This window comes from Microbacterium halophytorum, assembly GCF_002970975.1.
GTDB classification, from domain to species: Bacteria; Actinomycetota; Actinomycetes; order Actinomycetales; family Microbacteriaceae; genus Microbacterium; species Microbacterium halophytorum.
In genome coordinates this window covers 148,019-171,633 of sequence record NZ_PNFA01000012.1, presented here as the reverse complement: position 1 = coordinate 171,633, position 23,615 = coordinate 148,019, and the positions used below count along the sequence as shown (strand labels likewise).

Annotated in this window: 24 protein-coding genes and 1 riboswitch; of the genes, 15 read left to right on the top strand and 9 right to left on the bottom strand. The window is 70.9% G+C overall.

All coding sequences use genetic code 11. The annotated features are described in order from the left end of the window. Positions 1-149 precede the first annotated feature (149 nt). Positions 150-257, top strand: a riboswitch (TPP riboswitch). Then, positions 251-1,981, top strand: coding sequence for a phosphomethylpyrimidine synthase ThiC (gene thiC, locus C0010_RS12045; RefSeq protein WP_232531939.1), 1,731 nt, complete (start codon positions 251-253; stop codon positions 1,979-1,981). Its footprint overlaps the riboswitch before it by 7 nt. Positions 1,982-1,983: 2 nt before the next feature. On the opposite strand, the gene thiE is transcribed toward thiC, so the two are convergent. Continuing rightward, positions 1,984-2,622 (bottom strand): thiamine phosphate synthase, encoded by a 639-nt coding sequence (gene thiE / locus C0010_RS12040; protein ID WP_105567340.1) that lies wholly within the window; start codon positions 2,620-2,622, stop codon positions 1,984-1,986. 30 nt (positions 2,623-2,652) lie between these two features. On the opposite strand from thiE, the gene thiO reads away from it, so the two are divergent. The 10 genes from thiO (at position 2,653) to C0010_RS11990 (ending at position 10,655) form a co-directional block, all read left to right on the top strand. Beyond that, positions 2,653-3,759 carry a glycine oxidase ThiO gene (thiO, locus tag C0010_RS12035; protein ID WP_174150274.1) on the top strand — a complete coding sequence of 369 codons (1,107 nt, stop codon included), beginning with the start codon at positions 2,653-2,655 and terminating at the stop codon, positions 3,757-3,759. Continuing rightward, positions 3,756-3,995, top strand: coding sequence for a sulfur carrier protein ThiS (gene thiS, locus C0010_RS12030; protein WP_105567322.1), 240 nt, complete (start codon positions 3,756-3,758; stop codon positions 3,993-3,995). The genes thiO and thiS overlap by 4 nt, the downstream gene beginning before the upstream one ends. 46 nt (positions 3,996-4,041) lie before the next feature. Further along, entirely contained in the window at positions 4,042-4,761 is a 720-nt protein-coding gene (locus tag C0010_RS12025) for a thiazole synthase (protein ID WP_105567338.1), read from the top strand. Next, positions 4,758-5,945: a ThiF family adenylyltransferase gene (locus C0010_RS12020; RefSeq protein ID WP_105567321.1), complete on the top strand. Its 1,188-nt coding sequence runs from the start codon at positions 4,758-4,760 to the stop codon at positions 5,943-5,945. Before C0010_RS12025 ends, C0010_RS12020 begins: the two co-directional genes overlap by 4 nt. Positions 5,946-6,102: 157 nt before the next feature. Continuing rightward, positions 6,103-6,420, top strand: coding sequence for a chorismate mutase (locus C0010_RS12015; RefSeq protein WP_232531938.1), 318 nt, complete (start codon positions 6,103-6,105; stop codon positions 6,418-6,420). A 239-nt stretch (positions 6,421-6,659) separates the two neighbouring features. Then, a complete protein-coding gene (phnD, locus tag C0010_RS12010; protein ID WP_105567319.1) occupies positions 6,660-7,580 on the top strand; it encodes a phosphate/phosphite/phosphonate ABC transporter substrate-binding protein in 921 nt (306 codons plus the stop codon). A 9-nt stretch (positions 7,581-7,589) separates the two neighbouring features. Continuing rightward, on the top strand, positions 7,590-8,414 hold the full coding sequence (locus C0010_RS12005; protein ID WP_232531937.1) for a phosphonate ABC transporter ATP-binding protein: 825 nt from the start codon (positions 7,590-7,592) through the stop codon (positions 8,412-8,414). Then, positions 8,414-9,271 carry a phosphonate ABC transporter, permease protein PhnE gene (gene phnE, locus C0010_RS12000; protein WP_105567317.1) on the top strand — a complete coding sequence of 286 codons (858 nt, stop codon included), beginning with the start codon at positions 8,414-8,416 and terminating at the stop codon, positions 9,269-9,271. Before C0010_RS12005 ends, phnE begins: the two co-directional genes overlap by 1 nt. Then, the gene (locus tag C0010_RS11995) at positions 9,268-10,029 is read left to right on the top strand and encodes a tyrosine-protein phosphatase (protein WP_105567316.1); all 762 of its coding nucleotides are present in this window, start codon (positions 9,268-9,270) and stop codon (positions 10,027-10,029) included. Before phnE ends, C0010_RS11995 begins: the two co-directional genes overlap by 4 nt. Next, the gene (locus C0010_RS11990; RefSeq protein WP_105567315.1) at positions 10,026-10,655 is read left to right on the top strand and encodes a TetR/AcrR family transcriptional regulator; all 630 of its coding nucleotides are present in this window, start codon (positions 10,026-10,028) and stop codon (positions 10,653-10,655) included. The genes C0010_RS11995 and C0010_RS11990 overlap by 4 nt, the downstream gene beginning before the upstream one ends. 183 nt (positions 10,656-10,838) lie before the next feature. Here C0010_RS11990 and C0010_RS11985 read toward each other — a convergent pair whose 3' ends face one another. From C0010_RS11985 to C0010_RS11970, 4 genes are all read right to left on the bottom strand, one after another. Next, the gene (locus tag C0010_RS11985) at positions 10,839-11,561 is read right to left on the bottom strand and encodes a hypothetical protein (RefSeq protein WP_105567314.1); all 723 of its coding nucleotides are present in this window, start codon (positions 11,559-11,561) and stop codon (positions 10,839-10,841) included. After that, complete coding sequence (locus C0010_RS11980; RefSeq protein ID WP_105567313.1) at positions 11,558-12,490, bottom strand: ABC transporter ATP-binding protein; 933 nt, start codon at positions 12,488-12,490, stop codon at positions 11,558-11,560. The genes C0010_RS11985 and C0010_RS11980 overlap by 4 nt, the downstream gene beginning before the upstream one ends. Before the next feature lie 11 nt (positions 12,491-12,501). Next, positions 12,502-12,873 (bottom strand): GntR family transcriptional regulator, encoded by a 372-nt coding sequence (locus tag C0010_RS11975; protein WP_105567312.1) that lies wholly within the window; start codon positions 12,871-12,873, stop codon positions 12,502-12,504. Between the two features lie 189 nt (positions 12,874-13,062). Beyond that, on the bottom strand, positions 13,063-14,253 hold the full coding sequence (locus C0010_RS11970; RefSeq protein ID WP_158685493.1) for an ROK family protein: 1,191 nt from the start codon (positions 14,251-14,253) through the stop codon (positions 13,063-13,065). Between the two features lie 147 nt (positions 14,254-14,400). Here C0010_RS11970 and C0010_RS11965 point away from each other — a divergent pair, with 147 nt between their 5' ends. The 4 genes from C0010_RS11965 to C0010_RS11950 are packed head-to-tail and all read left to right on the top strand — an operon-like array spanning position 14,401 to position 19,235. After that, on the top strand, positions 14,401-15,672 hold the full coding sequence (locus tag C0010_RS11965) for an ABC transporter substrate-binding protein (RefSeq protein ID WP_408631082.1): 1,272 nt from the start codon (positions 14,401-14,403) through the stop codon (positions 15,670-15,672). A gap of 28 nt (positions 15,673-15,700) precedes the next feature. After that, positions 15,701-16,612 carry a carbohydrate ABC transporter permease gene (locus C0010_RS11960; RefSeq protein WP_105567310.1) on the top strand — a complete coding sequence of 304 codons (912 nt, stop codon included), beginning with the start codon at positions 15,701-15,703 and terminating at the stop codon, positions 16,610-16,612. Next, positions 16,612-17,511, top strand: coding sequence for a carbohydrate ABC transporter permease (locus tag C0010_RS11955; protein ID WP_105567309.1), 900 nt, complete (start codon positions 16,612-16,614; stop codon positions 17,509-17,511). Before C0010_RS11960 ends, C0010_RS11955 begins: the two co-directional genes overlap by 1 nt. Before the next feature lie 38 nt (positions 17,512-17,549). Then, positions 17,550-19,235 (top strand): glycoside hydrolase family 13 protein, encoded by a 1,686-nt coding sequence (locus C0010_RS11950; protein ID WP_105567308.1) that lies wholly within the window; start codon positions 17,550-17,552, stop codon positions 19,233-19,235. Between the two features lie 317 nt (positions 19,236-19,552). Here C0010_RS11950 and C0010_RS11945 read toward each other — a convergent pair whose 3' ends face one another. The 4 genes from C0010_RS11945 to purL form a co-directional block, all read right to left on the bottom strand. Continuing rightward, positions 19,553-20,266 (bottom strand): hypothetical protein, encoded by a 714-nt coding sequence (locus C0010_RS11945; protein ID WP_105567307.1) that lies wholly within the window; start codon positions 20,264-20,266, stop codon positions 19,553-19,555. A 153-nt stretch (positions 20,267-20,419) separates the two neighbouring features. Further along, on the bottom strand, positions 20,420-20,974 hold the full coding sequence (locus C0010_RS11940; RefSeq protein WP_158685492.1) for a hypothetical protein: 555 nt from the start codon (positions 20,972-20,974) through the stop codon (positions 20,420-20,422). 142 nt (positions 20,975-21,116) lie between these two features. Beyond that, complete coding sequence (locus C0010_RS15035) at positions 21,117-21,281, bottom strand: hypothetical protein (RefSeq protein ID WP_158685491.1); 165 nt, start codon at positions 21,279-21,281, stop codon at positions 21,117-21,119. Between the two features lie 11 nt (positions 21,282-21,292). Continuing rightward, on the bottom strand, positions 21,293-23,602 hold the full coding sequence (gene purL / locus C0010_RS11935) for a phosphoribosylformylglycinamidine synthase subunit PurL (RefSeq protein WP_105567305.1): 2,310 nt from the start codon (positions 23,600-23,602) through the stop codon (positions 21,293-21,295). Positions 23,603-23,615 lie beyond the last annotated feature (13 nt).

Here is a 23,615-nt window from a genome sequence, read left to right as displayed (position 1 = left end):
GGTGTGCGCGCCCGACGACCTGCGGTGGGGCCCCGTCTGAGCGGGGCCCCCACCGCTGTTCTGTGCCCTGCCCCGCACGGTGCGAGCGCGCACGTGCGCGGCCGATTCCCCGCGCGTCGAGGGCCCCGCGCGGCCCCGTGCTAGCATCGTCGCGTCCACACGGGAGTCCGAGCACGGGCTGAGAACAGGCTGCAGCTGCCTGCGACCGTAGAACCTGTCCGGATCATGCCGGCGTAGGAAGTAGGAGCCTGTGAGCACCCCTATCGGAGTGCGCGCTGAAGCGCGCCACCACGACGAAGACCACGGCATCTCGGTGCCCGTCACCCGCATCCCGCTCGCGGATTCGCCGAGCGGAGCGCCCAACGATCCGCTCGACGTGTACCGCACCGAGGGCCCCGACTGCGTGCGCGAGGAGGGCCTCGCGCCGCTGCGCGCCGAGTGGATCGCCGAGCGCGGCGACATCGAGGAGTACGACGGCCGCGAGCGCAACCTGCACGACGACGGCCGCAGCGCGACCCGCCGCGGCGAGGCCTCGGCCGAGTGGCGCGGGGCCCGCCGCCCGCCGCTCCGCTCGCGCGAGGGCCGCACCGTCACGCAGATGCACTACGCCCGGAACGGCGTCATCACGCCGGAGATGCGCTTCGTCGCGCTGCGCGAGGGCTGCGACGTCGAACTCGTGCGGGAGGAGCTGGCCGCGGGCCGCGCGATCATCCCGGCCAACGTCAACCACCCGGAGTCGGAGCCGATGATCATCGGCCGTGCGTTCCTGGTGAAGATCAACGCCAACATCGGCAACTCGGCGGTGACGAGCTCGATCGCCGAGGAAGTCGACAAGCTGCGGTGGGCGACGAAGTGGGGCGCCGACACCGTGATGGACCTCTCGACGGGCGACGACATCCACACCACGCGGGAGTGGATCCTGCGCAACTCGCCCGTGCCGATCGGCACCGTGCCGATCTACCAGGCGCTCGAGAAGGTCGACGGGCAGGCGCGCGAGCTGACGTGGGAGATCTTCCGCGACACGGTCATCGAGCAGTGCGAGCAGGGCGTCGACTACATGACCATCCACGCCGGCGTGCTGCTGCGGTACGTGCCGCTGACGGCCGACCGCGTCACGGGCATCGTCTCGCGCGGCGGGTCGATCCTCGCCGACTGGTGCCTCGCGCACCACCGCGAGAACTTCCTCTACACGCACTTCGACGAGCTCTGCGAGATCTTCGCGCGCTACGACGTGGCGTTCTCGCTCGGCGACGGCCTGCGCCCCGGCTCGATCGCCGACGCGAACGACGCGGCGCAGTTCGCCGAGCTCGACACGCTCGCGGAGCTGACCGAGCGCGCGTGGCGCCACGACGTGCAGGTGATGGTGGAGGGCCCCGGCCACATCCCGCTGCACCTCGTGCGCGAGAACGTCGAGCGCCAGCAGGAGCTGTGCCACGGCGCCCCGTTCTACACGCTGGGCCCGCTCGTGACCGACATCGCCCCCGGCTACGACCACATCACCTCGGCCATCGGCGCGACCGAGATCGCCCGCTACGGCACCGCGATGCTCTGCTACGTCACGCCCAAGGAACACCTCGGCCTGCCCAACAAGGACGACGTGAAGACGGGCGTCATCACCTACAAGATCGCCGCCCACGCGGCCGACCTCGCGAAGGGGCATCCGCTGGCCCAGGCCAGGGACGACGCGCTGTCGAAGGCGCGGTTCGAGTTCCGCTGGCGCGACCAGTTCGCGCTCTCGCTCGATCCGGACACGGCCGAGGCGTTCCACGACGAGACGCTGCCGGCCGAGCCCGCCAAGACCGCGCACTTCTGCTCGATGTGCGGGCCGAAGTTCTGCTCGATGCGCATCTCGCAGGACATCCGGGATCGCTTCGGCGGCGTCGCTGAGCAGAGCGCGATCGCCGGCATGCAGGAGCGGGCGGAGGCCTATCGCACGGCGGGCGGCACGGTGTATCTGCCCGAACCGGCGCTGCGCGACTGATGCTACGGGGCCAGGCGATCCCGCAGGGCGCGGGCGGCCTCGGCGGGGTCGTCGGCTTCGGTGATCGCCCGCACGACCACGATGCGGCGCGCGCCGGCGCCGACGACCTCGTCGACGGTCGTCAGGTCGATGCCGCCGATCGCGAACCAGGGTCGGGCGGCGCCGTCGGCGCGGTCGGCCTCGGCGGCGCGGCGCACCAGGTCGAGCCCCACGCCGGGGCGGCCGGGCTTCGTAGGGGTGGCCCACACAGGACCGACGCAGAAGTAGCCGAGGTCGGCCTCGGCGCGGGCGGCCGCGAGCTGTGCGGGGTCGTGGGTCGACAGGCCGATGCCGACGCCCTCGCCGACGATGCGGCGCGCGTGCGGGCGGGGCAGGTCGCCCTGGCCGAGGTGCAGCACGGGTGCCCCGGACGCCGCGGCGATGTCGGCGCGGTCGTTGACCGACCACAGGCGGCCGTGCCGCTCGGCGGCGCTGCGCAGCACGGCGAGCAGCTCGAGCTCCTCGGCGGCCTCGAGGGCCTTGTCGCGGAGCTGGATGACGTCGACCCCGCCCGCGAAGGCGGCATCGGCGAAGGCGGCGAAGTCGCCGCGGTCTCGGCGGGCATCGGTGCACAGGTACAGGCGGGCGTTGTCGATCAGCACCCCGCGAGGGTACCGAACCGGTGCGAGGTCGTGATCGTCGGCGCGGGGATCATCGGTCTCGCGGTCGCGTGGGAGCTCGCGCGCGCCGGTCGCGGGGTGCTCGTCGTCGACCCGGAGCCGGCGTCCGGCGCGACGCATGCCGCCGCGGGCATGATCGCCCCCGTCAGCGAGCACCGGCACACGGAGCCCGCGCTGCACGCACTCGCGGCGGCGTCGGTGGCGCGGTACCCCGGTTTCCTCGCGTCGTTGCCGGGCGGCGATCGATGCGGCTTCGAGGCGGCCGAGACGCTGCTGCTCGCGGTCGACGAGGCTGATCGCCGGATGCTCGACGACGCGGCCGCGCTGCATCCGGATGCCGCCGTGCCGCTGTCGCTGCGCGAGACCCGGCGGGCGGAGCCGATGATCGGGCCCCGCGCCACGGCCGCGCGCCGCGTCGCCGAGCACCGCGTCGACCCCCGCGCCCTCGCCGCGCGGATGCGCGAGGCGCTCGGCGCACGGGTCGTGCGCCGGAGCGTCGTCGGGGTGTCGCGGGGCGAGGCGGACGACGCTCCCGTCACCGGCGTCCTCCTCGCCGACGGCTCGACGATCGCCGCCGCCGAGACGGTGATCGCGTGCGGCTCGGGCGCCGCCGCGCTGGGCGGCCTGCCGTTCGAGGTGCCGCTGCGGCGGGTGCATGGCGACGTCCTGCGCCTGCGGGTGCCCGAGCGCCTCCGGCCGCTGCTGAGCCGCACGGTGCGTGCTCGCGTGCGGTCGTCATCCGTGTACCTCGTGCCCCGCGCCGACGGCACCGTCGTCGTCGGCGCGACCGAGCGCGAGCACGGCGGCGACGGCGTCTCGGCGGGCGGCGTCTGCGCCCTGCTGCGCGACGCAGCCGAGGTCGTGCCCGCCGTCGCGGAACTCGAGCTGATCGAGGTGACCGCGAGGGCCCGGCCCGTCTCGCCCGACAACGGCCCGCTGCTCGGCCGGGCCGGCCCCGGCCTGGTGTTCGCGACCGGGTTCGGCCGCCACGGCGTCATGCTCGCGCCGATCGCGGCCGACGCCGTGCGCACCGCCCTCGAGGGCGGTTCCGATCCTCTCCTCGCCCCCTTCCGCCCCGACCGCTTCACCGGCCGGCCGACCCTCATGGAGGTCTCATGATCACCGTCCTTCTCAACGGCTCCCCGACGCAGCTCGGCCCCGACCGCACCGTCGCCGGCCTCGTCGCCGACCTGACGGGGCGCGACATCCGGCCCGACGGCAGCGCAGCCGATGGCGCGCCCGTCGGCGTCGCCGTCGCGGTGAACGCGGCCGTCGTGCCGCGCAGCACGTGGGGCGCGGCGGCACTGAGCGGCGGCGACGAGGTCGAGGTGCTCACGGCGGTGCAGGGTGGCTGACGACGCGTTCGAGGTCGCGGGGGCTTCCTTCTCGTCGCGGCTGATCATGGGCACGGGCGGCGCGGGCAGCCTCGAGGACCTCTCGGGGGCGCTCGCCGCATCCGGAACCGAGCTGACGACCGTTGCGGTGCGGCGCTTCTCGCCGGGGGAGGGCACGGACCTCTACTCGCTCATCGCGGGCCACGGCATCCGGCTGCTGCCCAACACCGCCGGGTGCTTCACGGCGCGCGAGGCCGTGCTCACGGCCGAGCTCGCGCGCGAGGCGTTCGAGACCGACTGGGTCAAGCTCGAGGTGATCGCGGACGAGGACACACTGCTTCCGGATGCCGTCGAGCTCGTCGACGCGACCGAGCAGCTGGTGCAGCGGGGGTTCCGGGTGTTCGCGTACACGAACGACGACCCCGCGCTCGCGCGGCGGCTCGAGGAGCTCGGGGCGGCCGCCGTGATGCCGCTCGGTGCGCCGATCGGCACGGGCCTCGGCATCCTGAACCCCCACAACATCGAGCTGATCGTCTCGCGCGCGTCGGTTCCCGTCGTGCTCGACGCGGGCGTGGGCACGGCCTCCGACGCGGCGCTCGCGATGGAGCTCGGCTGCGACGCCGTGCTGCTCGCGACGGCGATCACCCGCGCGGTCGACCCCGTCGGCATGGCGGAGGCGTTCCGGCACGCGGTGGCGGGCGGCCGGCTGGCCGCGCGCTCGGGCCGCATCCCCCGCAGGGAGCACGCGCTGGCGTCGTCGCCGATGGCGGGGAGGCCGGACCTGTGAGCGCGTTCCCGCCCCTCGTCGAACCGGTGCCGTCGCTGGGCCGCGAGCAGCGCATCCGGTACGCCCGCCAGATCGCTCTGCCCGCCTTCGGGGAAGAGGGCCAGCGCCGCGTGGCCGCCGCGCGCGTGCTCGTCATCGGTGCTGGCGGGCTCGGCACCCCCGTGCTGGCGGCGCTCGCCGCGGCGGGCGTCGGCACGATCGGCGTCGTCGACGACGACGACGTGGAGGCGAGCAACCTGCATCGCCAGCTGCTGCACGCGACTGCCGATCTCGGCAGGCCGAAGACAACCTCGGCCGCCGAGTCGATGCGCGCCGCGAACCCCGGCATCGAGGTGCGCGAGCACCGGCTCCGGATCGATGCGGACAGCGCCGCCGAGACCCTGCGCGGCTACGACCTGGTCGTCGACGGCTCCGACAACTTCGCCACCCGCTACGTCGTCGCCGATGCCGCCGAGGCGCTCGGCCTGCCCGTCGTGTGGGCGGCCGTGCTCGGCTTCACCGGCCAGGTCTCGGTGTTCTGGCCGCCGCACGGGCCCGCGTACCGCGACCTGCATCCGGATGTCCCCGCCGAGGCCGCCACCTGCGCGAGCGGGGGCGTGCTCGGCATGGTGTGCCACGCGCTCGGCGCCGTGATGGCGGCCGAGGCCGTGAAGCTCATCGCGGGCATGGGCGAGGCCCTGCTCGGGCGGCTGATGCTGTTCGACGCGCTCTCCGCGACGTGGCGGACGATCGAGGTGCGACCCGATCCGGGGCGCGCTGGCGCGGCGTCGATGCCGTCGACATGCGCGGGGCCCACAGGGGCCGAGCGCGGGGACCTGTCGGGGGCGGACGCCGCCGCGATCGCGCCCGGTGTGCTCGAGCCATCGGCGGGGCGCGCGGGCTCCGCGCCACCCGCCGTCACGCCGGGGGCGCTGGCCCGAGAGATCGCGGTGCGCGACGACCTCGTCGTGATCGACGTGCGCGAACCGGGAGAGACCGATGGGGCGCTGCCCGGCGCATGGCGCATCGGGATGCGGGAGCTGCCGACGCACCCCCGCGTCGCCGCGCTCGCCGCAGACACCCCCATCGTCACGGCCTGCGCGACCGGCGCGCGTGCCGCTCGCGCGGCGGCGGCCCTCGCGGCCCGCGGCTTCACGAACGCCCGATCGCTCGCCGGCTTCGTGGGGGCCGCGCGACCGTCCTGAACCGGGGCGCCGCCGTGCCCGCGATCGGCTCGCCCCGCGTCGCGCGGCGGGCGCCGCTCCCCGCGCGCCCCGACCGGTCCGGTGGCGCACATCGGCCTCCCCGCCACGGGCGGCGACCGATGTGCGCCACCGGAATCTCGCGCGGTATCGTCGGAGCGTGGTGGATGAGACGCGCGAGGACCCGTACGAGACGCTGCTGCGCCTGCGCGCGAGCATCGACAACATCGACGCGGCGCTCGTGCACATGCTCGCCGAGCGGTTCCGGGCGACGAAGCAGGTCGGTGTGCTGAAGGCGACCAACGACCTCCCCGCATCCGACCCCGATCGCGAGCGGCAGCAGGTCGCGCGCCTGCGCACGCTCGCGGAGGACGCCCACCTCGACCCCGAGTTCGCTGAGAAGTGGTTCAAGTTCGTCGTCGCCGAGGTCATCCGGCACCATGTCGACGCGGGAGCCGAGGAGAACGAGCGGCCCTGAGCCGCCCCGCCCGCGCGCGCCCGGCCGCTGAGCCGCCCGTCGACCGCCGCGCGAGGATCCGCGTCGATGCCGATGCCTCGGCGCGTGCGTGTGCGCCCATCCGAGACCGCTGGTCCCGTAACCCCGCGTTCATGAAGCCTTCCGTTCTCGTATCGCCGGTCTCGTAATTCCCGGACACCTCGGGGCGGTTGTCTGAGTGTCGTCGCCAGCACCGGCGGCCCGACCCGAAAGGCTCCCCCATGCGCACCCGCATCCTCCCCGTCGCCGGCGCTCTCGCCGCCGGCTCCGCCCTCCTGCTCGCCGGCTGCTCCGGCGGAGCCGACGCCGCGTCGAGCGACGACGACGTCATCCGGTTCGCGACTCTGCCGCTGGCGGAGGACCCGAACGCCGAGACGCCCATCGACGAGATCACGGCGCTCCTCGAGGAGGAGACCGGCATGACCGTCGAGGTCACCGACGTGCCCAACTACTCCGCCGTGATCGAGGCGGTCCGCGCCGGCCACGAGGACATCGGCATCATGAGCGCCTTCCCGTCAGCGCTCGCGGTCAACACCGGCGAGGTCGACTCGCTCGTCGCCTGGCCCGGCCTCGACGAGCCGGTCTCGAGCTGCCTCGTGCTCGACGAGTCGCCGCTGACCTCGCTCGAGGACATCACGGCCGACACGACCATCGCGTTCGCCGACCCGAACTCGTCGAGCGGCTACTACATGCCCACGTACATGCTGAACGAGGTCGGCCTGCAGGCTGACGAGGGCGACTTCCAGGAGCTCATGTCGGGCGGCCACGACCGCAGCTTCCTCGCGCTGCAGGAGGGCCAGGCCGACGTCGCCTGCACGTCGACGATCTTCACCGCGATGGCGGGCCAGGGGAACCCGATGTTCCCGTTCGAAGAGGGCGAGACCCGCTCGATCGGCGACAGCATCGACATGCCGATCTCGATGTCGGTCCTCGGCAGCCAGCACATGAGCGACGCGAAGCGCGACGCGCTCGTCGAAGCGATCCCGAAGGTGTTCAGCGACGAGAACCGCGATGCGCTCGGCATGTACATGGACGGGATGCCCGAGGGCGTCGAGCCGATCGTCGAGCCGACGCAGCAGGACTTCCAGGGCGTCGTCGACATCGCCGAGGTCGCGGGCGTCGACATCTCGGACCTGGGCTGAGGGGCGGCCATGAGCCTTTCGACCATGACGAATCCGATCCGATCGGTCCAGGCGGAAGCGCCCGCGCGCCCCGCACCGCTCGTGCACATCCGGGATCTCCGGGTCCGATACGCGCCCGACGCGCCCGTCGTGCTCGACGGCGTCGACCTCGACCTCTTCCCCGGCGAGACGGTCGCCCTGCTGGGGTCGTCCGGCTCCGGCAAGTCGACCCTGATGAAGTCGCTGACCGGCTTCGCTCCGATCACAGGGGGCACCGTGCGCGTCGGCGACGTCGACGTCGCGGGCCTGCGGCACGGCCGGCTGCGGAGCCTGCGTGCGCAGACGGGGCAGATCTTCCAGCAGTTCAACCTGATCGGGCGCCTCAGCGTGCTGACGAACGTACTCACGGGAGGCCTGCACGGAGCGGGCCCCGTCAACGCGCTCGGCACCTTCCGGTCCGCCGACCGCAAGCGCGCCCTCGCGCTCCTCGACCGCGTCGGCATCGCCCACAAGGCGGGCGAGCCGGCCCGGTCGCTCTCGGGAGGCCAGCAGCAGCGAGTCGCGATCGCACGCGCGCTCATGCAGAACCCGCGTGTGATCCTCGCCGACGAACCCGTCGCCTCGCTCGACCCCCGGATGAGCCGCACTGTGCTGGAACTGCTGCGATCGATCTCCCGCGAGGAGGGCATCCCCGTGCTGGTCAGCCTGCACGTGCTGCCGCTCGCCCTCGAGCACTCCGACCGCATCGTGGGGCTGCGCCACGGGGAGATCGTCGTCTCCGGTCGCACGACCGAGCTCGACGCTTCACTGCTCGCCCCCGTCTACGACATCGAAGAGGAAGAGGAGGAGGACTGATGGCGACGACCGAGGCGAAGCCCGCCGAGGCGCGGAAGAAGGGCCGGGGCGCCGCTGAGCAGCTCGACCCCAGAGCCCGGGAGCGCATGGAGCACGCCTTCCGCGTGCCGCGCACCCGCTTCATCGTCGGCGCGGTCGCCGCCGTCGCGATCTTCGTGTGGTCGGCGAACGGCGCGCAGTTCGACTTCCTGAAGCTCGGTGAGGGCGCCGTGAACATGGGCGAGTTCCTCGTGCGCATGTTCCCGCCCGACTTCTCGCAGTTCCCCCTCATCCTGTCCCTGCTCGTCGAGACCCTGCAGATGGCGATCGTCGGCACCGTGCTCGGGGCCGTGCTCTCCCTCGTCATCGCGTTCGGCGCCGCGAGCAACATCGCGCCGAAGTGGCTCTACTACGGCTGCCGATGGACGATGAACATCATCCGGGCGCTGCCCGACCTCGTCATCGCTCTCATGTTCGTCTCGGCCGTGGGCCTCGGTCCGTTCGCCGGCATCCTCGCGATGACGGTCGGCTCGATCGGCTCCATCGGCAAGGTGTTCGCCGAGGCGATGGAGGCCGTCGACCGCGGCCCCATCACGGCCATGGAGTCGGTGGGGGCGTCGAAGCGACAGGTCATCCAGTACGCGATCGTGCCGCAGGCGCTGCCGCTGCTGGTCAGCTACACGCTCCTCCTCTTCGAGGGGAACGTACGAGGCGCCACGATCCTCGGCCTCGTCGGCGCGGGCGGCATCGGCCTCGAACTGACCACCGCCATGAACCGATACGACTACAACCACCTGTGCGCTATGGTCATCTGCATCATCGTGCTCGTCACGATCATCGACCAGGTCAGCGCCATCATCCGAAGGAAGATCTCATGACCCTCATCGACGACACGGCCATCCCCCTCTCGGCGCCGGCGAACCTGCGCGACCTCGGCGGGATCCCCGTCGCGGGCGGCGCCGTCCGCCGCGGTTTCGCGCTCCGCGCCGACGACCTCTCGACGATTGACGAGGCGTCCGCCGATGAGCTCGTCGCCGCCGGCCTCGGCGCCGTGATCGATCTGCGGTCGAACGACGAGGTCGGGTTCACGGGGCGCGGCGCGCTCGGCGCCCGCGACGTCAGCTACCACCACGTGCCGTTCATGGCGTCCATCTCCGACGCCGGCACGGGCGAGGACCTCCACGATCAGTCGCGGTACGGCCGGATGTACATCCGGATCTTCGAGGGCTCGGCGCACCGCGTCGTCGAGGCGCTGGCGATCCTCGCGCACGCACCGGGCACCGTCGCGTTCCACTGCAGCGCCGGCCAGGACCGGACGGGCGTTCTCGCGGCCGCTCTGCTGCTCGTGCTCGGCGCCGACGCCGACGACATCGTCGCCGACTACGCGCGGACGGGTGAGAACAAGCCGGCCATGATGGTGCGGCTGCGCCCCACGATCGGTCGGCTGATGGCGCGGATGGGCGTCGACCTCGACGCGGCCGCGAAGGCCGCCGGCGACGCGTCGTTCTCGCCGCGGCCGATGCGCGAGCTGATCGCGCACCTGACGCAGGAGCACGGCGACCCGTTGCGGCCGCTGCGCGAAGCCGGCCTCACCGACGGCCTGATCGCGCGGCTGCGCGAGCGGGCGCTGGCGTGAGGGTCGCCGCCGATACCCGCGTCGCCGGGGTCGTCGAGCGCGGCCCCGGTCGCCCGCGGGCGGAGGGGCACGACGAGAAGATCCTCGACGCCGTCGTCGCGCTGATCGATGCAGGAAGGCCCGTGACGGTCGCGGCCGTCGTCGCCGACAGCGGGGTCTCGCGGGCCGCCCTGTACCGCCGCTGGCCCAGCATGACCGAACTGGTCTCGACGGCGCTCGACCGCGGGCGCGCCGCGATCGAGATCGACCTGTCCGAGTACGCCAGCGTCAGGGAGGCCATGTTCCGGGTGCTGTTCGGGAACCCGAAGCGGCTCGGCGGGGAGGGGTACAGCGACCGACGCTTCCGCGCGCGCATCGCGCTCGCCATGCAGGATCGGGATCTGCAGCACGCGTACTGGTCGTCCCACGTGTCCCGGCGTCGCGGTGCGATGCATGCGGCGCTGGCGGAGGGCATCCGGACGGGGGAGCTGCGGAGCGATCTCGACATCGAGTCGAGCATCGACCTCATCACGGGCGTCTACTACTACCAGCTGGTCGCGCGCGGCGTGCAGGTCGATGATCCCGGCGTCATGGATCGGTGCCGCGCGGCCTTCGAGACCGCGTGGCGGGGCATGGCGGCCCGCTGATCGCAATACCCCGCCGCTTGCGCCGCAGGGTGCTGGTCACGGGCTGACACAACGCAGTCATTCCGTCGGGTGGGCCCGGCCGGACCGACGTGGTTCCGCGGTCGCGGGGCCGGAGGGTGCGCGAACTGACTGCGTACGGAACCGGCCGCCTGGCGCACCAGGCGGCCGGTTCTTGCACTGTTCCTAGACCGTCGCGCGGCGCAGGATCGCGTATCCGACCACGGCGAGGACGGCCGTGACGGCAAGGCCGACCAGCGTGATGCCGAGGGCCGTGATGTCGACGAACCACGCGATCACGTCGGGCCACGACCCGCTGCGGGTGACGAAGAAGATGGCCAGCAGCACCGCGAGGCCGATCGCGACGCCGACGGCGACGACCGCGAAGGTGCCGAAGCGCTTCCAGATGGTCGCCATCACGAACCCCAGCACGTACAGGAACAGCGTGAAGGTGAAGTAGCTCAGCCACGCCGACGCCCATCCGGGTTCGAACAGGTAGTCGAGGTGGGCGACCCAGCCGTTGACGCCGTAGCCGTCGGTGAGCACCTCGATGCCCGCCAGGATGAGGAACAGCGTCGCCATCATGGCGGCGCCGATCGCGCCGATGATGAGGGTGCCGACGTAGAACTCCCGGCGCGTGATGCTCATCGCCTGCGAGAACGGGAACGACAGCGTCATGGCCTGCACGCCGAGGGCCATGAAGTACCACAGCGGTGCATTGGCGGCGCCGGCGGTCTTGACGCCGTCGCCGGGGATCATCGCGAAGATGAGGACCGAGAGGACGGCGGCGGCCGCGAGGATGAGCAGGGGCACCCAGACGAACGACTGGGTGTTGATCAGCTGCAGGCGCACGACGTTGAGGGTGCGGCTGCGCAGCCCGCGGGGCGCGGGCGCGGTGGCGGTGGTCATCGCCGGGCTCCTTCTGTCTCGGACGCTCCGTCGGGAGCGTCCTGATCGTTCTTCGACTCGTTCTCGCGCTGCGTCATCCGCACGATGAGCTGCTGCAGCGGAACGGGGGCGACCTCGAGGCCGGCGGCGGCGACGTCGCGGCGCTCCTCGGTCGTCAGGCGGCCGAGGAACGTGACGCTCGCCACGTGCCCGAGCGTCTCGCGGTGCAGGACGTCGCGCCCGGCCGCGAAGGCGCCGACCGCCTCGGCGTCGCCGACGAGGTTCGTCGCCTGGCCGCGCGCCTCCTCGGCCGATTGGTCCATGATGATCCGGCCCCTGTCGATCACGAGCACGCGCTCGATGAGGTTCGCGATCTCGTCGATCAGGTGGCTCGAGAGCAGGATCGTGCGCGGGTGCTCGGCGTAGTCGGAGAGCAGGCGGTCGTAGAAGATCTGCCTCGCGACCGCGTCGAGGCCCAGGTAGGGCTCGTCGAAGAACGTGATCTCTGCGCGCGACGCGAGCCCGATGATCACGCCGACGGCCGAGAGCTGGCCGCGCGAGAGCTTCTTGATCGACGTCTTCATCGGCAGCTGGAAATCGTCGATGAGGCGATCGCAGAGCTCCTGGTCCCAGTTCGGGAAGAACAGGGCGGCCGAGGCGAACGCGATCTTCGCATTCGCCTCATCCGGGTACTTCTGGCTCTCGCGCACGAAGCACATCCGGTTCAGCACCCTGGCGTTCTCGTACGGGTCTTCGCCGAACACGCGGACGGTGCCGGATGTCGCGAAGTTCTGCGCCGTCAGGATCGACATCGCGGTCGTCTTGCCGGCGCCGTTGCGGCCGAGGAAGCCGTAGATGGCGTTGCGCTCGATGCGGAAGCTGACGCCGTCGAGCGCGACGGCGTCCTTGTAGCGCTTGGTCAGGTCGTGCACTTCGATGACCGGGTCCATGGCGGATCCTCTCAATCGGTGGTGGCGGTGGTCGCGCTCTCGGTCAGGAGCGCGCGGACGTCGGATGCCGAGAGCCCGATGCGGCGGGCCTCGGCGAGCAGGGGAGTCACGTAGTCGGCGACGAACGCCTCGCGGCGCTCACCCCGGAGCCGTTCGCGGGCGCCGTCGGCGACGAACATGCCGACGCCTCGGCGCTTGTAGAGCACACCCTTGTCGACGAGCATGTTGATGCCTTTCGCTGCGGTGGCGGGGTTGATGCGGTGGAACGCGGCGAGCTCGTTCGTCGACGGGGCCTTCGCCTCCTCGGCGAGGGAGCCGTCGACGATGGATTCCTCCACGCTCTCGGCGATTTGGAGGAACAGCGGCCGATCGTCCTCGAGCACGACGCCTCCAACTGGTTCGGTGGTTAGTTACTCGACTAATGAACCACGGAACCTACGGGTTGTCAACTCACCTGAAGCTGACGCGTGCGGCGCGCCGACGCCGCCTGTCGCCGCGGCGGCATCCGCACGGTCGCGGCCCGTGGCCGGGGCCGGGGCCGGGGCTGGGGCGGCCGTGTCGTGCGGCCCGCGTCAGCGGGGGCGGGGGAGGAACTGCAGTGGGTCGTCGTGCACCGTGGCCAGGGCGCGCCGGATCGCGCCCGCGACGACCACGTCACCGCCGAGATGGCTCGCGGCCAGTTCGGGCACGGGGGGCTCGAAGGCGGAGCCAAGGGCCGCCCTGGCCGTCTCGAGGACCGGTTCCATCGCCGGAGCCAGGGTGCCGCAGACGACGACGCGCTCCACGTCGAGGAGGCTCCCCAGCGCGAACGCGATGCGGGCGAGGCGGTCCCCGAGCTGCGCGGCGATCCTCCCGGCGAGCGGGTCGCCCGCGGCCGCCGCCGAGAAAACGTCCTCCGCCGTCAGCTCCGCGGGTGGGAGCACGCGGAGCGTGCTCGGCTCGTCGCCCCCGGCCAGTTCGCGCCGCGCCCAGTCGCGGGCGAGCGCTCCGAACCCGTCTGTCGCCTGCTCCTCGGGGAACATCAGCCGCAGGAAGCGCATCTCGCCGGCTCCGCCGTGCGGCCCGCGGATGAGCCTGCCGTCGACGACGAGACCGGAGCCGAGGCGTTCGCCCGTCAGCAGGGTCGCGATGGTCGTGCCGGCGTCGGAGACCTGCGCGCGCTCTGCGAGGGCGGCGAGGTTCGCGTCGTTCTCGACGATCGTCGCTCCGTCGAGGACCTCGGCAAGGTGGGCGTTCATCACCGACCAGAAATCCCTGTCGCCCGCAGGCGAGCGTCCGGATGCGTCGGTGGGTGCGGGGATCCCCACGACCGTCAGCAGCACGTCGGTCGCCGCACGTCCGGCGTCGGCGAGCGCGTCGTGGATCGTGCGGCGCGCCGCGGCCGCGCGTGCGTCAGGGCCCGATTCGCGCCCCTCGACCGCGACGCGCGCCCCGCCGAGCGCTGTGCCGCGGAGGTCGGCCACGCGGGCGAGGAACTGGTGCTCATCGGCGTCCAGCGCCACGACCACGCCTGCTGCGCGCGACAGGTGGTAGCGGAGCGCTGGGCGGCCCTTCATGCCGGCGTTCGGCGCGGGCGCGGCCTCCTCGAGCCATCCGTCGGAGACGAGGTCGGCGCACACACCGAGCACCGTCGCGCGCGTGAGGTCGGTCGCCGAAATCGCGTCGCTCGCCGTGAACTCGTCGGTCTCGAGCGCGAAGCGTGCGACGAGTCGCGCATTCACCCGTCGCATCAGCTGCGGGGACTTCGCCGAGGGTTTGGCCACCCCTCGACGATAACGGTTCCGACGGGGATGTCCGCCGGAGCCTTGACAACCGATGGGTCGTGTGTGAATCTCTTGTCGCGGATTTGATTCGAGCTCTAAATTAAATGAGCGAGGGTCATCGACAGACGATCTGACGGAGGGACGACGGTGTCCAGAGGAAACAGGCGAACGGCGCGCACGCTCGCGGCCGCGACGGGTGTCGCACTTGCCGTGACCATGCTCGTGGGGTGCTCGGCGGGGGCGGAGGAGGAGACGATCCGCTTCACGTTCAGCAAGCGCGAGGCGATCGGCTTCATGTCGGAACTTGTGAGCGAGTACAACGCATCGCAGGATCGCGTGAACGTCGAGATCGACACGTCGGGCGTCGACGTCGTCTCCGCGAGCTTCGTGCGGGGCAACCCGCCCGACGTCATGCTGGCGAACTACAACATGGAGGTGTCGCGGTTCGTCGACAGGTGCACGCTCACCGACCTGTCCGACACGACGGCGGCCTCGACGATCCGGCCCGAGCTGCAGCCGCTGATGGATCAGTACGGCATCTGCGAAGACCGCACGAGCGCCCTGCCGTTCTCGGTGATGTCCGCCGCAGTGATCTACAACAAGGAGATCTTCGCCGAGCACGGGCTCGAGGTGCCCAGCACCTGGAGCGAGCTGATCGAGGTCGCGGAGACGCTGAAGGCGGCAGGGGTCGACCCGTTCTATGGCACGTTCAAGGACGACTGGTCGGTCGGCCAGGGCTGGTTCGACTACTCCCTGGGAGGCTCGCTCGACACGCTCGCCTTCTTCGAGGAGATCGCGGACGAGGGGGCTGACCTCGGCCCGGACTCGCCGACGTCGTTCCAGAAGGACTTCGCCGAGCCGATGGAGAGGATGGTCGAGCTGGCGGAGGAATACGCCAATGCTGACGCCCCGAGTCGCGGGTACGGCGACGGGAACCTCGCGTTCGCGAACGGCGAGGCAGCGATGTACCTGCAGGGCCCGTGGGCTTTCCCCGAGATCGCGAAGACAGCCCCGGATCTCGATCTCGGCACGTTCCCGCTCCCGATGACCGAGAATCCAGATGACCGGAGGATCCGGGTCAACGTCGACCTCGCCGCGATGATCCCAGAGGGGTCGAAGCATCAGGAGGCCGCGCGCGACTTCCTCGAGTACCTGTTCCGGCCCGAGGTGATCGAGGAGTACAACGAGTCCCTCCTCGGGTTCGCCCCGACGATCGACGCCGCACCGGTGTCGGATCCGAGGATCGCCGGCATGCAGGAGTTCTACGACGACGGCCGGGTGTACCAGGGCGCGTCGGTGCTCATCCCCAAGACGATCCCGGTGTTCAGCTACGCACAGGCCATCGTGCTCGGCGCGGACCCCGCGTCGACCCTCGCCACCCTCGACGCCGACTGGGCGCGTCTGGCGTTCCGTCAATAGAGCAGAACGAAGGAGTCCCGCTCTCATCATGTCTACGACAACAACGATCGTGACGCAGGGGGATCGCCGGATCCGGCGATCGTCCCGCCGCGTCGAGCCGATCTATTACCTCTTCCTGCTGCCGGTGCTCGCGCTGTTCACAGTCGCGATCACGGTGCCCGCCATCGTCGGCATCTTCTTCAGCTTCACGAACTCGATCGGCATCGGCGATTGGGAGTTCATCGGGGTGACGAACTACCTCGCGGCGTTCGACGACCCGGCGATCCTGCAGAGCTACCTGTTCACGTTCGGCTTCTCGCTCGTAACCGTCGTGCTCGTCAACGTGGTCGCGCTGCTGCTCGCCGTCGGACTGACGTCGAGGATCCGGTTCACAACGGGCCTGCGGGCCGTCTTCGTGATCCCGATGGTCGTGTCGGGCATCATCATCTCCTACGTCTTCAACTTCCTGTTCTCGAACTCGCTGCCGGAGGTGGGGGCGGCCCTCGGCATCGACGCGCTCAGCACGAGCATCCTCGCGAACCCCGACCTCGCGTGGGTCGCGATCGTGATCGTGACGGCGTGGCAGGCGATCCCGAGCGCCCTGCTGATCTACATCGCGGGTCTCCTGTCGATCCCCGGCGAGGTCTATGAGGCGGCGGACATCGACGGCGCGTCGAAGCGTCAGCAGCTGATGCGGATCACGCTCCCACTGGTCGCGGGCTACGTCGTGATCAACATCATCCTGGGCTTCAAGAACTTCCTGAACGCGTACGACATCATCGTCGGCCTCACGGGAGGTGGGCCGGGCACCGCGACACGCAGCGTCGCGATGACGATCATCACAGGTTTCAACGGCGGCGACTACGCCTACCAGATGGCGAACGCGACGATCTTCTTCGTCGTGGCGATCCTGGTCGCGGCGCTCCAGCTCTCGGTCACGCGCGGAAGGAACTCGCTCTGATGTCCACCAGAATCGCACCCACCGGAAGCACCAGGGCGATCGTCACGGCGAACGCGTCGAAGCGCAGCAGGGCCCGGATGGAACGGGTCAACTGGTCGGGAACGATCATCCTGTTCCTCTGCGCCGTCACGGTGCTGCTGCCTCTGTACGTCACGATCTCGATGGCGTTCAAGACGCCGGCCCAGGCGGTCGACGGCAGGGCGTTCTCGCTGCCGATGCCCTTCAGCATCGAGGGCTTCGTCGAGGCGTGGCAGCTGACGGACTTCCCGGTCGGCATCCTGATGTCGCTCGTCGTGACGGGCGGGACCGTCGTCGCGACCATCATCCTCGCCGCACTCGCGTCGTACGCAATCGTACGGAACTGGGACAGGCGGCTGTTCCGCTGGTCGTTCTTCTACCTGCTCGCGGCGATGTTCATCCCGTTCCCCGTGGTGGCGCTGCCCCAGATCCAGATGACGGGGCGGCTGAACCTCGACAACCCCGGCGGCGTGATCCTGCTGGCCACGATGTTCCAGCTCAGCTTCAGCATCCTGCTGTTCACGGCCTTCCTGCGATCGATCCCGCTCGAACTCGAAGAGAGCGCGCGCATCGACGGCGCCTCGACGTGGCAGACCTTCTGGCGGCTGATCTTCCCGCTGCTCGCGCCGATGAGTGCCACGGTCGGCATCTTCGCGTTCATCTACGCGTGGAACGACTTCATGATGCCGTCGCTGATCATCTCCGACCCGTCTCTGCAGACCCTGCCCGTGCGGCAGAAGCTGTTCCAGGAGCAGTTCAGCAACAACTACCACGTGTCCTTCGCCTCGTACCTCATGGCGATGGCCCCCGCGATCGTGGCCTACCTCTTCACGCAGCGATGGGTGATGGAAGGCGTCACCCAGGGCGCTGTGAAGGGCTGATCCGGCCGCACCACGGCACCGACCACAGAACAGAATCGATGAAAGGACCGAGAGTGACCTCTCCCTCCGTGCTCAGCGCGCCGCCGTCCACGCGTGACCCCGAATGGTGGCGCCAGGCCGCCGTCTACCAGATCTATCCGCGTTCCTTCGCCGACGGGAACGGCGACGGCGTCGGCGACCTCGCCGGAATCGTCTCGCGCATCCCCTACTTGAGGGAACTGCAGGTGGATGCGGTCTGGCTGAGCCCGTTCTATCCATCGGCGCTGGCGGATGGCGGGTACGATGTGGACGATTACCGCAACGTGGACCCCAGGATCGGGACGCTCGCGGAGTTCGACGACATGGTCGCGCACCTGCATGCCGCGGGGATCAGGATCGTCGTGGACATCGTGCCGAACCATTCGTCGGACCGGCATGAATGGTTCCGCGCCGCACTGGCCTCGCCAGCCGGGTCATCGGAGCGCGCGCGCTACATCTTCCGCGACGGGAAGGGCGAGAACGGGGCGCTTCCGCCCACCGATTGGACGTCGATCTTCGGCGGGCCCGCCTGGACCCGCGTGCCCGACGGGCAGTGGTACCTGCACAACTTCGCACCCGAGCAGCCCGACTTCGACTGGAGCAACGAGGAAGTGCGCGCCGACTTTCGGGAGACGCTGCGCTTCTGGTCGGACCGCGGGGTTGATGGATTCCGAATCGACGTGGCGCACGGCCTGGCGAAGGATCTCGGCAGAGAGCTTCCCTCGCAGGCCGAGCTGGACGCGCTGCCCAAGGACGGCTCCCATCCGATGTGGGACCGCGACGATGTGCACGAGATCTATGCCGAGTGGCGCGAAGTCTTCGACGGGTACGATCCGCCGCGCACCGCCGTGGCGGAGGCATGGGTCGAGGCTGATCGCCGGGCACGCTACGCGAGTTCAGAAGGCCTGGGGCAGGCGTTCAATTTCGACCTGCTCGAGGCCGATTTCGATGCCGATCAGTTCCGTGAGATCGTCAGCTTCAACCTAGCTCTGGCGGCAGAGTCGGGGTCGTCGACGACGTGGGTGTTCTCGAACCACGACGTCGTGCGCCACGCGACCCGCTACGGTCTCCCACCGCGCGCCGGGCGCACCGAAGCGAAGCAGGGAAAGCAGTGGCTGCTCTCGGGCGGCACCGAGCCGCAGCTCGACGCCGGGCTGGGCCTGCGTCGAGCGCGCGCGGCTACCCTGTTCGAGCTCGCTCTGCCGGGGAGCGCTTATATCTACCAGGGTGAGGAACTCGGTCTGCACGAGGTCGCGGACGTTCCGGATCAGGCGCGTCAGGATCCGACCTTCTTCCGCAGCCCGGGCGTCGACGTCGGCCGCGATGGATGCCGAGTACCGCTGCCCTGGGCCTCCGGTGGGCCGTCGTTCGGCTTCGGAGCGAATGGGGCGCACCTGCCGCAGCCCGCGTGGTTCGGCGAGTACTCGGCGGAAGCGCAGGAGGGCGACCCCGGTTCGACGCTCACGCTGTATCGGAACGCGCTGGCGCTGCGACGAGAACTGCAGTCGGGCGAGGAACTGGAATGGCTCGATGACGCCTGCAACGGCGAGGTGTTGGCCTTCACCCGCACGAACGGGTGGGTGAACGTGACCAACTTCGGCTCGACTCCGGTGGACCTGCCGGCGGGGGAGGTGCTCCTCACGAGCGCCCCGCTCGACGGCGGGCGCCTGCCCGGCGCCGCGACCGCCTGGCTGCGCGCTGCCTGAGCGCCCCGCCCCGCCCGCCGCCGGTGCCGAGCGCACCGGCGGCGGGCGGGGAACACAGCGCAGCCAACCCGAATGCCGAGTTCGGCGGAGCCGCGTGGTTGCGGGTCGGCGTACCGGAAGCCGGGCTGAATGACTGCGTTGTGTCGGGGCCCCGTGTCGCGTCGGGAGGGGAAGAACCGACGTGGGCGGTGCGCCGTATGCCGTCAATCGCCGCGGCGGGCGGGCCGAGCCCCGCGTGGTTGCGGGGCAGGCGAGCCGACGGCGCGGTGAATCGACCGCGTTGTGTTCGGGCCCGGGGGAGCCGGCGGGCGGCGCGTTCAGCGCTCGATCTCGGGGGCGACCTTCTTCTCGAGGTTCACGACCGCCGCCTCGGAGAGCACGATGAGACCGTCGAGCTCGTCGCGCACGCGGCGGTAGGCGAGCTGTCGCTCGTCGGCGGTCGCCGACTGGTCGACGGCGACCTTCAGCAGCTGCTGTGCACGGGAGAGGCGCTGGCGCTCGGACTCGGTGAAGCCCGTGTCGCGGACCCGGCGTGCCTCCTGCTCCGCGACGTCGAACGCGGCCTCGCAGTCGTGCACGGCATCGCGGTACTCGGCGTAGGCCTCGGCATCGATGCGCGCCTTCGCCGAGGAGGGCCGCGCCGAGTCCGCGGCTTTCTTCGCGCGCAGGAACGCGGCCGTGAGCGGCTCGCGGCCGTCGCTCATGGTCGGGAAGGCGATCAGCTTCGCGGGGTCGAGCTCGTAGTCGAGCCAGCGGCGGGCGACGTCGTCGTGCGTGTCCATCAGCCGCTGCACGCGCGCACTGCGGTCCGCCGCGTCGGCGTGCGCGATCCGCTCGGGGTCGAGGTCCTCGCTCCCGCTGATCGCCTTCGCCCTCGCCTTGGCCTCGATGATCTCGAGCTTGCGCCGGTGCGAGAGCTCCTCCTGCTTCTCCCACCAGCCGCGGGCGCTGCCGACGATGCCGACGATCGGCCCGGCCACGATGAAGCCGAGCCACCAGTAGCTGCCGATGAAGCCGAGGATCGCTTCCATGCCGCCCAGGTTACGCGCACGGCGCCTCGCGGGCCCGGCGCCGTCGCGCGACGGCGTCGCGGCGCGCAGGTCAAGAGGAGACGGGGCGGGGGATCGGACGGATCATCCGAGCCCCCGCCCCGTCTCAGAGGTCCTGAGTCTGCGCGTCGCGGCCTACTCGCCGCAGTTGCTGCAGACGCCCGTGGCGGGCAGCTCGAGGAAGCAGGTCATGCAGACCGGCTTGGGCTTCTCGGGCGCGGCAGTACGGCCCGTGCCCGGGGCCGCCGGCGCCGACGACCCGGGAACGCGCTTGGGGGCCTTCGGCGCCCGGGGCGCCTTCGGGCCGGATGCGCGCGACGCGCGGGCGGGGGCGCCGTCGACGGGGTGGTCGATGCCCCACGCGCCGTGGAAGCGGCGGCTCGGCCACCGGGGCACGTCTTCGCCGACGCGGCGCAGCACGTCCTGCTCGGTGCGGAAGCCGTTCGTGTAGCCGGGGTGCACCTCGAGCGCGGGGTAGCCGCCGCGCCGCTTCAGCTGGAAGTAGTCGCCGAAGCCGACGATCTGCTCGATGTCGCTCTGGTCGTAGATGTTCTGGATGAGAGCCCGGTTCGGCGGGGGCGTCGAGTACTTGTCGAACGCGTCCGTCAGGCTCGCGAGCCGCACCGCCCGCACCCCCGCGTTCTTGCGCTTGCTCCTGCTGCTGTCGGCCGTTTCCCGCGTTTCACTCACTGGATCAATTCTCCTCGCCCCGCTGGGCGGTTGGGAACAGAACGACCCGGAACGGGCGGGGAATCCGCCGGGAATGTTCGGTCGCGCCGCGGTGAACGGCGCGCATTATGCGCCCGGACGGGCGCCGTCGGCGGGGCCGGGCTCAGCCGAAGAGAAGCGCGAGGATCGATGCCCCGCCGCCGACGATGACGAGCGCGATGATCGCGGTCCAGGCGACGATCCGGATGCGCTTGCGGTGCTTCTCGGCGTAGAGCTCGCGCTCGGCACCGTCCTCTGGTTCGAGTTCGGAGTGATTGATCTGCGACATGTCGCTCCTCGTTACGCGGTGGGCTCGGTGATGGTCGCGCCGAAGTGCTTCGGCAGGGTCTCGGTCGACATCGCGCGCAGTTCGTCAGCGCCGTACGAGAAGACGTCCTGCACCTCGAGCGTCGGCTCGGTGTCGGTCACGCCGATGCGCATGACCGGGTAGCCGCGGCCCTCGCACAGGCCGCGGAACTTGACGTCCTCCTCGCGCGGCACCGTGACGATGACGCGGCCGGTCGACTCGGAGAAGAGGGCGGCCGTGAGGTCGATGCCCTCGCGCTCCATGATCTCGGTGAGCCAGACGCGGGCGCCGACGCCGAAGCGCATCACGCCCTCCGCGAGGGCGAGGGCGAGGCCGCCCTCCGAGAGGTCGTGCGCGCTCGAGATGAGCCACTCGTCGCGGGCGCCCCGGAGCAGGCCGGCGAGGCGCTTCTCGCCCGCGAGGTCGACCTTCGGCGGGCGACCGCCGAGGTGGTCGTGGACGACGCCGGCCCAGGCGGAGCCGTCGAGCTCGTCGGCCGTCGTGCCGAGCAGGTAGATGTTCTCGCCGGCGTCCTGCCAGCCGCTCGGGATGCGGCGCGAGACGTCGTCGATGATTCCCATCACGCCGACGACGGGCGTCGGGTGGATCGGGGTGTCGCCCGTCTGGTTGTAGAACGAGACGTTGCCGCCCGTGACCGGAACGCCGAGCTCCATGCAGGCGTCCGAGAGGCCGTCGACGGCCTGCTCGAACTGCCACATCACCTCGGGGTTCTCCGGGCTGCCGAAGTTGAGGCAGTCGGTGACCGCGGTGGGCTCCGCGCCCGTGACGGCGACGTTGCGGTACGCCTCCGCGAGGGCGAGCTTCGCCCCCTGCTTCGGATCGAGCTGGCAGTAGCGGCCGTTCGCGTCGGTCGCGATCGAGAAGCCGAGGCCCGACTCCTCGTCGACGCGGATCATGCCCGCGTCATCCGGGAAAGACAGGGCCGTGTTGCCGAGCACGTAGTAGTCGTACTGGTTCGTGATCCAGCTGGTGTCTGCGAGGTTCGGGCTCTTCACGAGCGCCTCGAACTGCTCGGCGGCCTCGGCGGGCTTCGTCACGCGGGGGAGCCGCGCTGCGCCATCGGCCTGCAGGGCGTCGATCCAGCTCGGGTACGCGACCGGGCGGTCGTAGACGGGGCCGTCGACGGCAACCGTCGAGGGGTCGACGTCGACGATCGTCTCGCCGTCCCACGTGATGACGAGGCGGCCGTCGCCGGTGACCTCGCCGAGCACGCTCGTCTCGACGTCCCACTTGTTCACGATCGCCATGAACGCGTCGAGCTTCTCGGGCGCGACGATCGCCATCATCCGCTCCTGCGACTCGCTCATGAGGATCTCCTCGGCGGTCAGCGACGGGTCGCGCAGCAGAACCTTGGTGAGCTCGACGTTCATGCCGCTGCCGCCGTTGGCGGCGAGCTCGCTCGTCGCGCACGAGATGCCGGCCGCGCCGAGGTCCTGGATCGCCTCGACCAGGTCGTCGCGGTAGAGCTCGAGGCAGCACTCGATGAGCACCTTCTCGGCGAAGGGGTCGCCGACCTGCACGGCGGGGCGCTTGGTCGGGCCGCCGTCGTCGAACGAGTCGGACGCGAGGATCGAGGCGCCTCCGATGCCGTCGCCGCCCGTGCGGGCGCCGAAGAGCACGACCTTGTTGCCCGCGCCCGTGGCGTTCGCGAGCCGGATGTCCTCGTGGCGCATCACGCCGACCGCGAGCGCGTTCACGAGGGGGTTGGCCTGGTAGCAGGAATCGAAGACGGTCTCGCCGCCGATGTTCGGCAGTCCGAGGCAGTTGCCGTAGGAGGAGATGCCGGAGACGACGCCGTGCACGACGCGCGCCGTGTCCGGGTGGTCGATGGCGCCGAAGCGCAGCTGGTCCATGACGGCGACGGGGCGCGCGCCCATCGAGATGATGTCGCGGACGATGCCGCCGACGCCCGTGGCCGCGCCCTGGAACGGCTCGATGTACGACGGGTGGTTGTGGCTCTCGACCTTGAACGTGACGGCCCAGCCCTCGCCCACGTCGACGACGCCGGCGTTCTGCCCCATGCCGACCATGAGCCGCTCGCGCATCTCGTCCGTGACCTTGTCGCCGAAGCGGCGCAGGTACTTCTTGGAGCTCTTGTACGAGCAGTGCTCGCTCCACATCACCGAGTACATCGCGAGCTCGCCGGATGTCGGGCGCCGGCCGAGGATCTCGCGGATCTGGTCGTACTCCTCCGGCTTCAGGCCGAGCGCGCCGTACGGCTGCTCCTTCTCGGGCGTAGCGGCGGCGTTCTCGACGGTGTCGGCGACGTGTTCAGTGGTCACGCGGAGGCTCCAG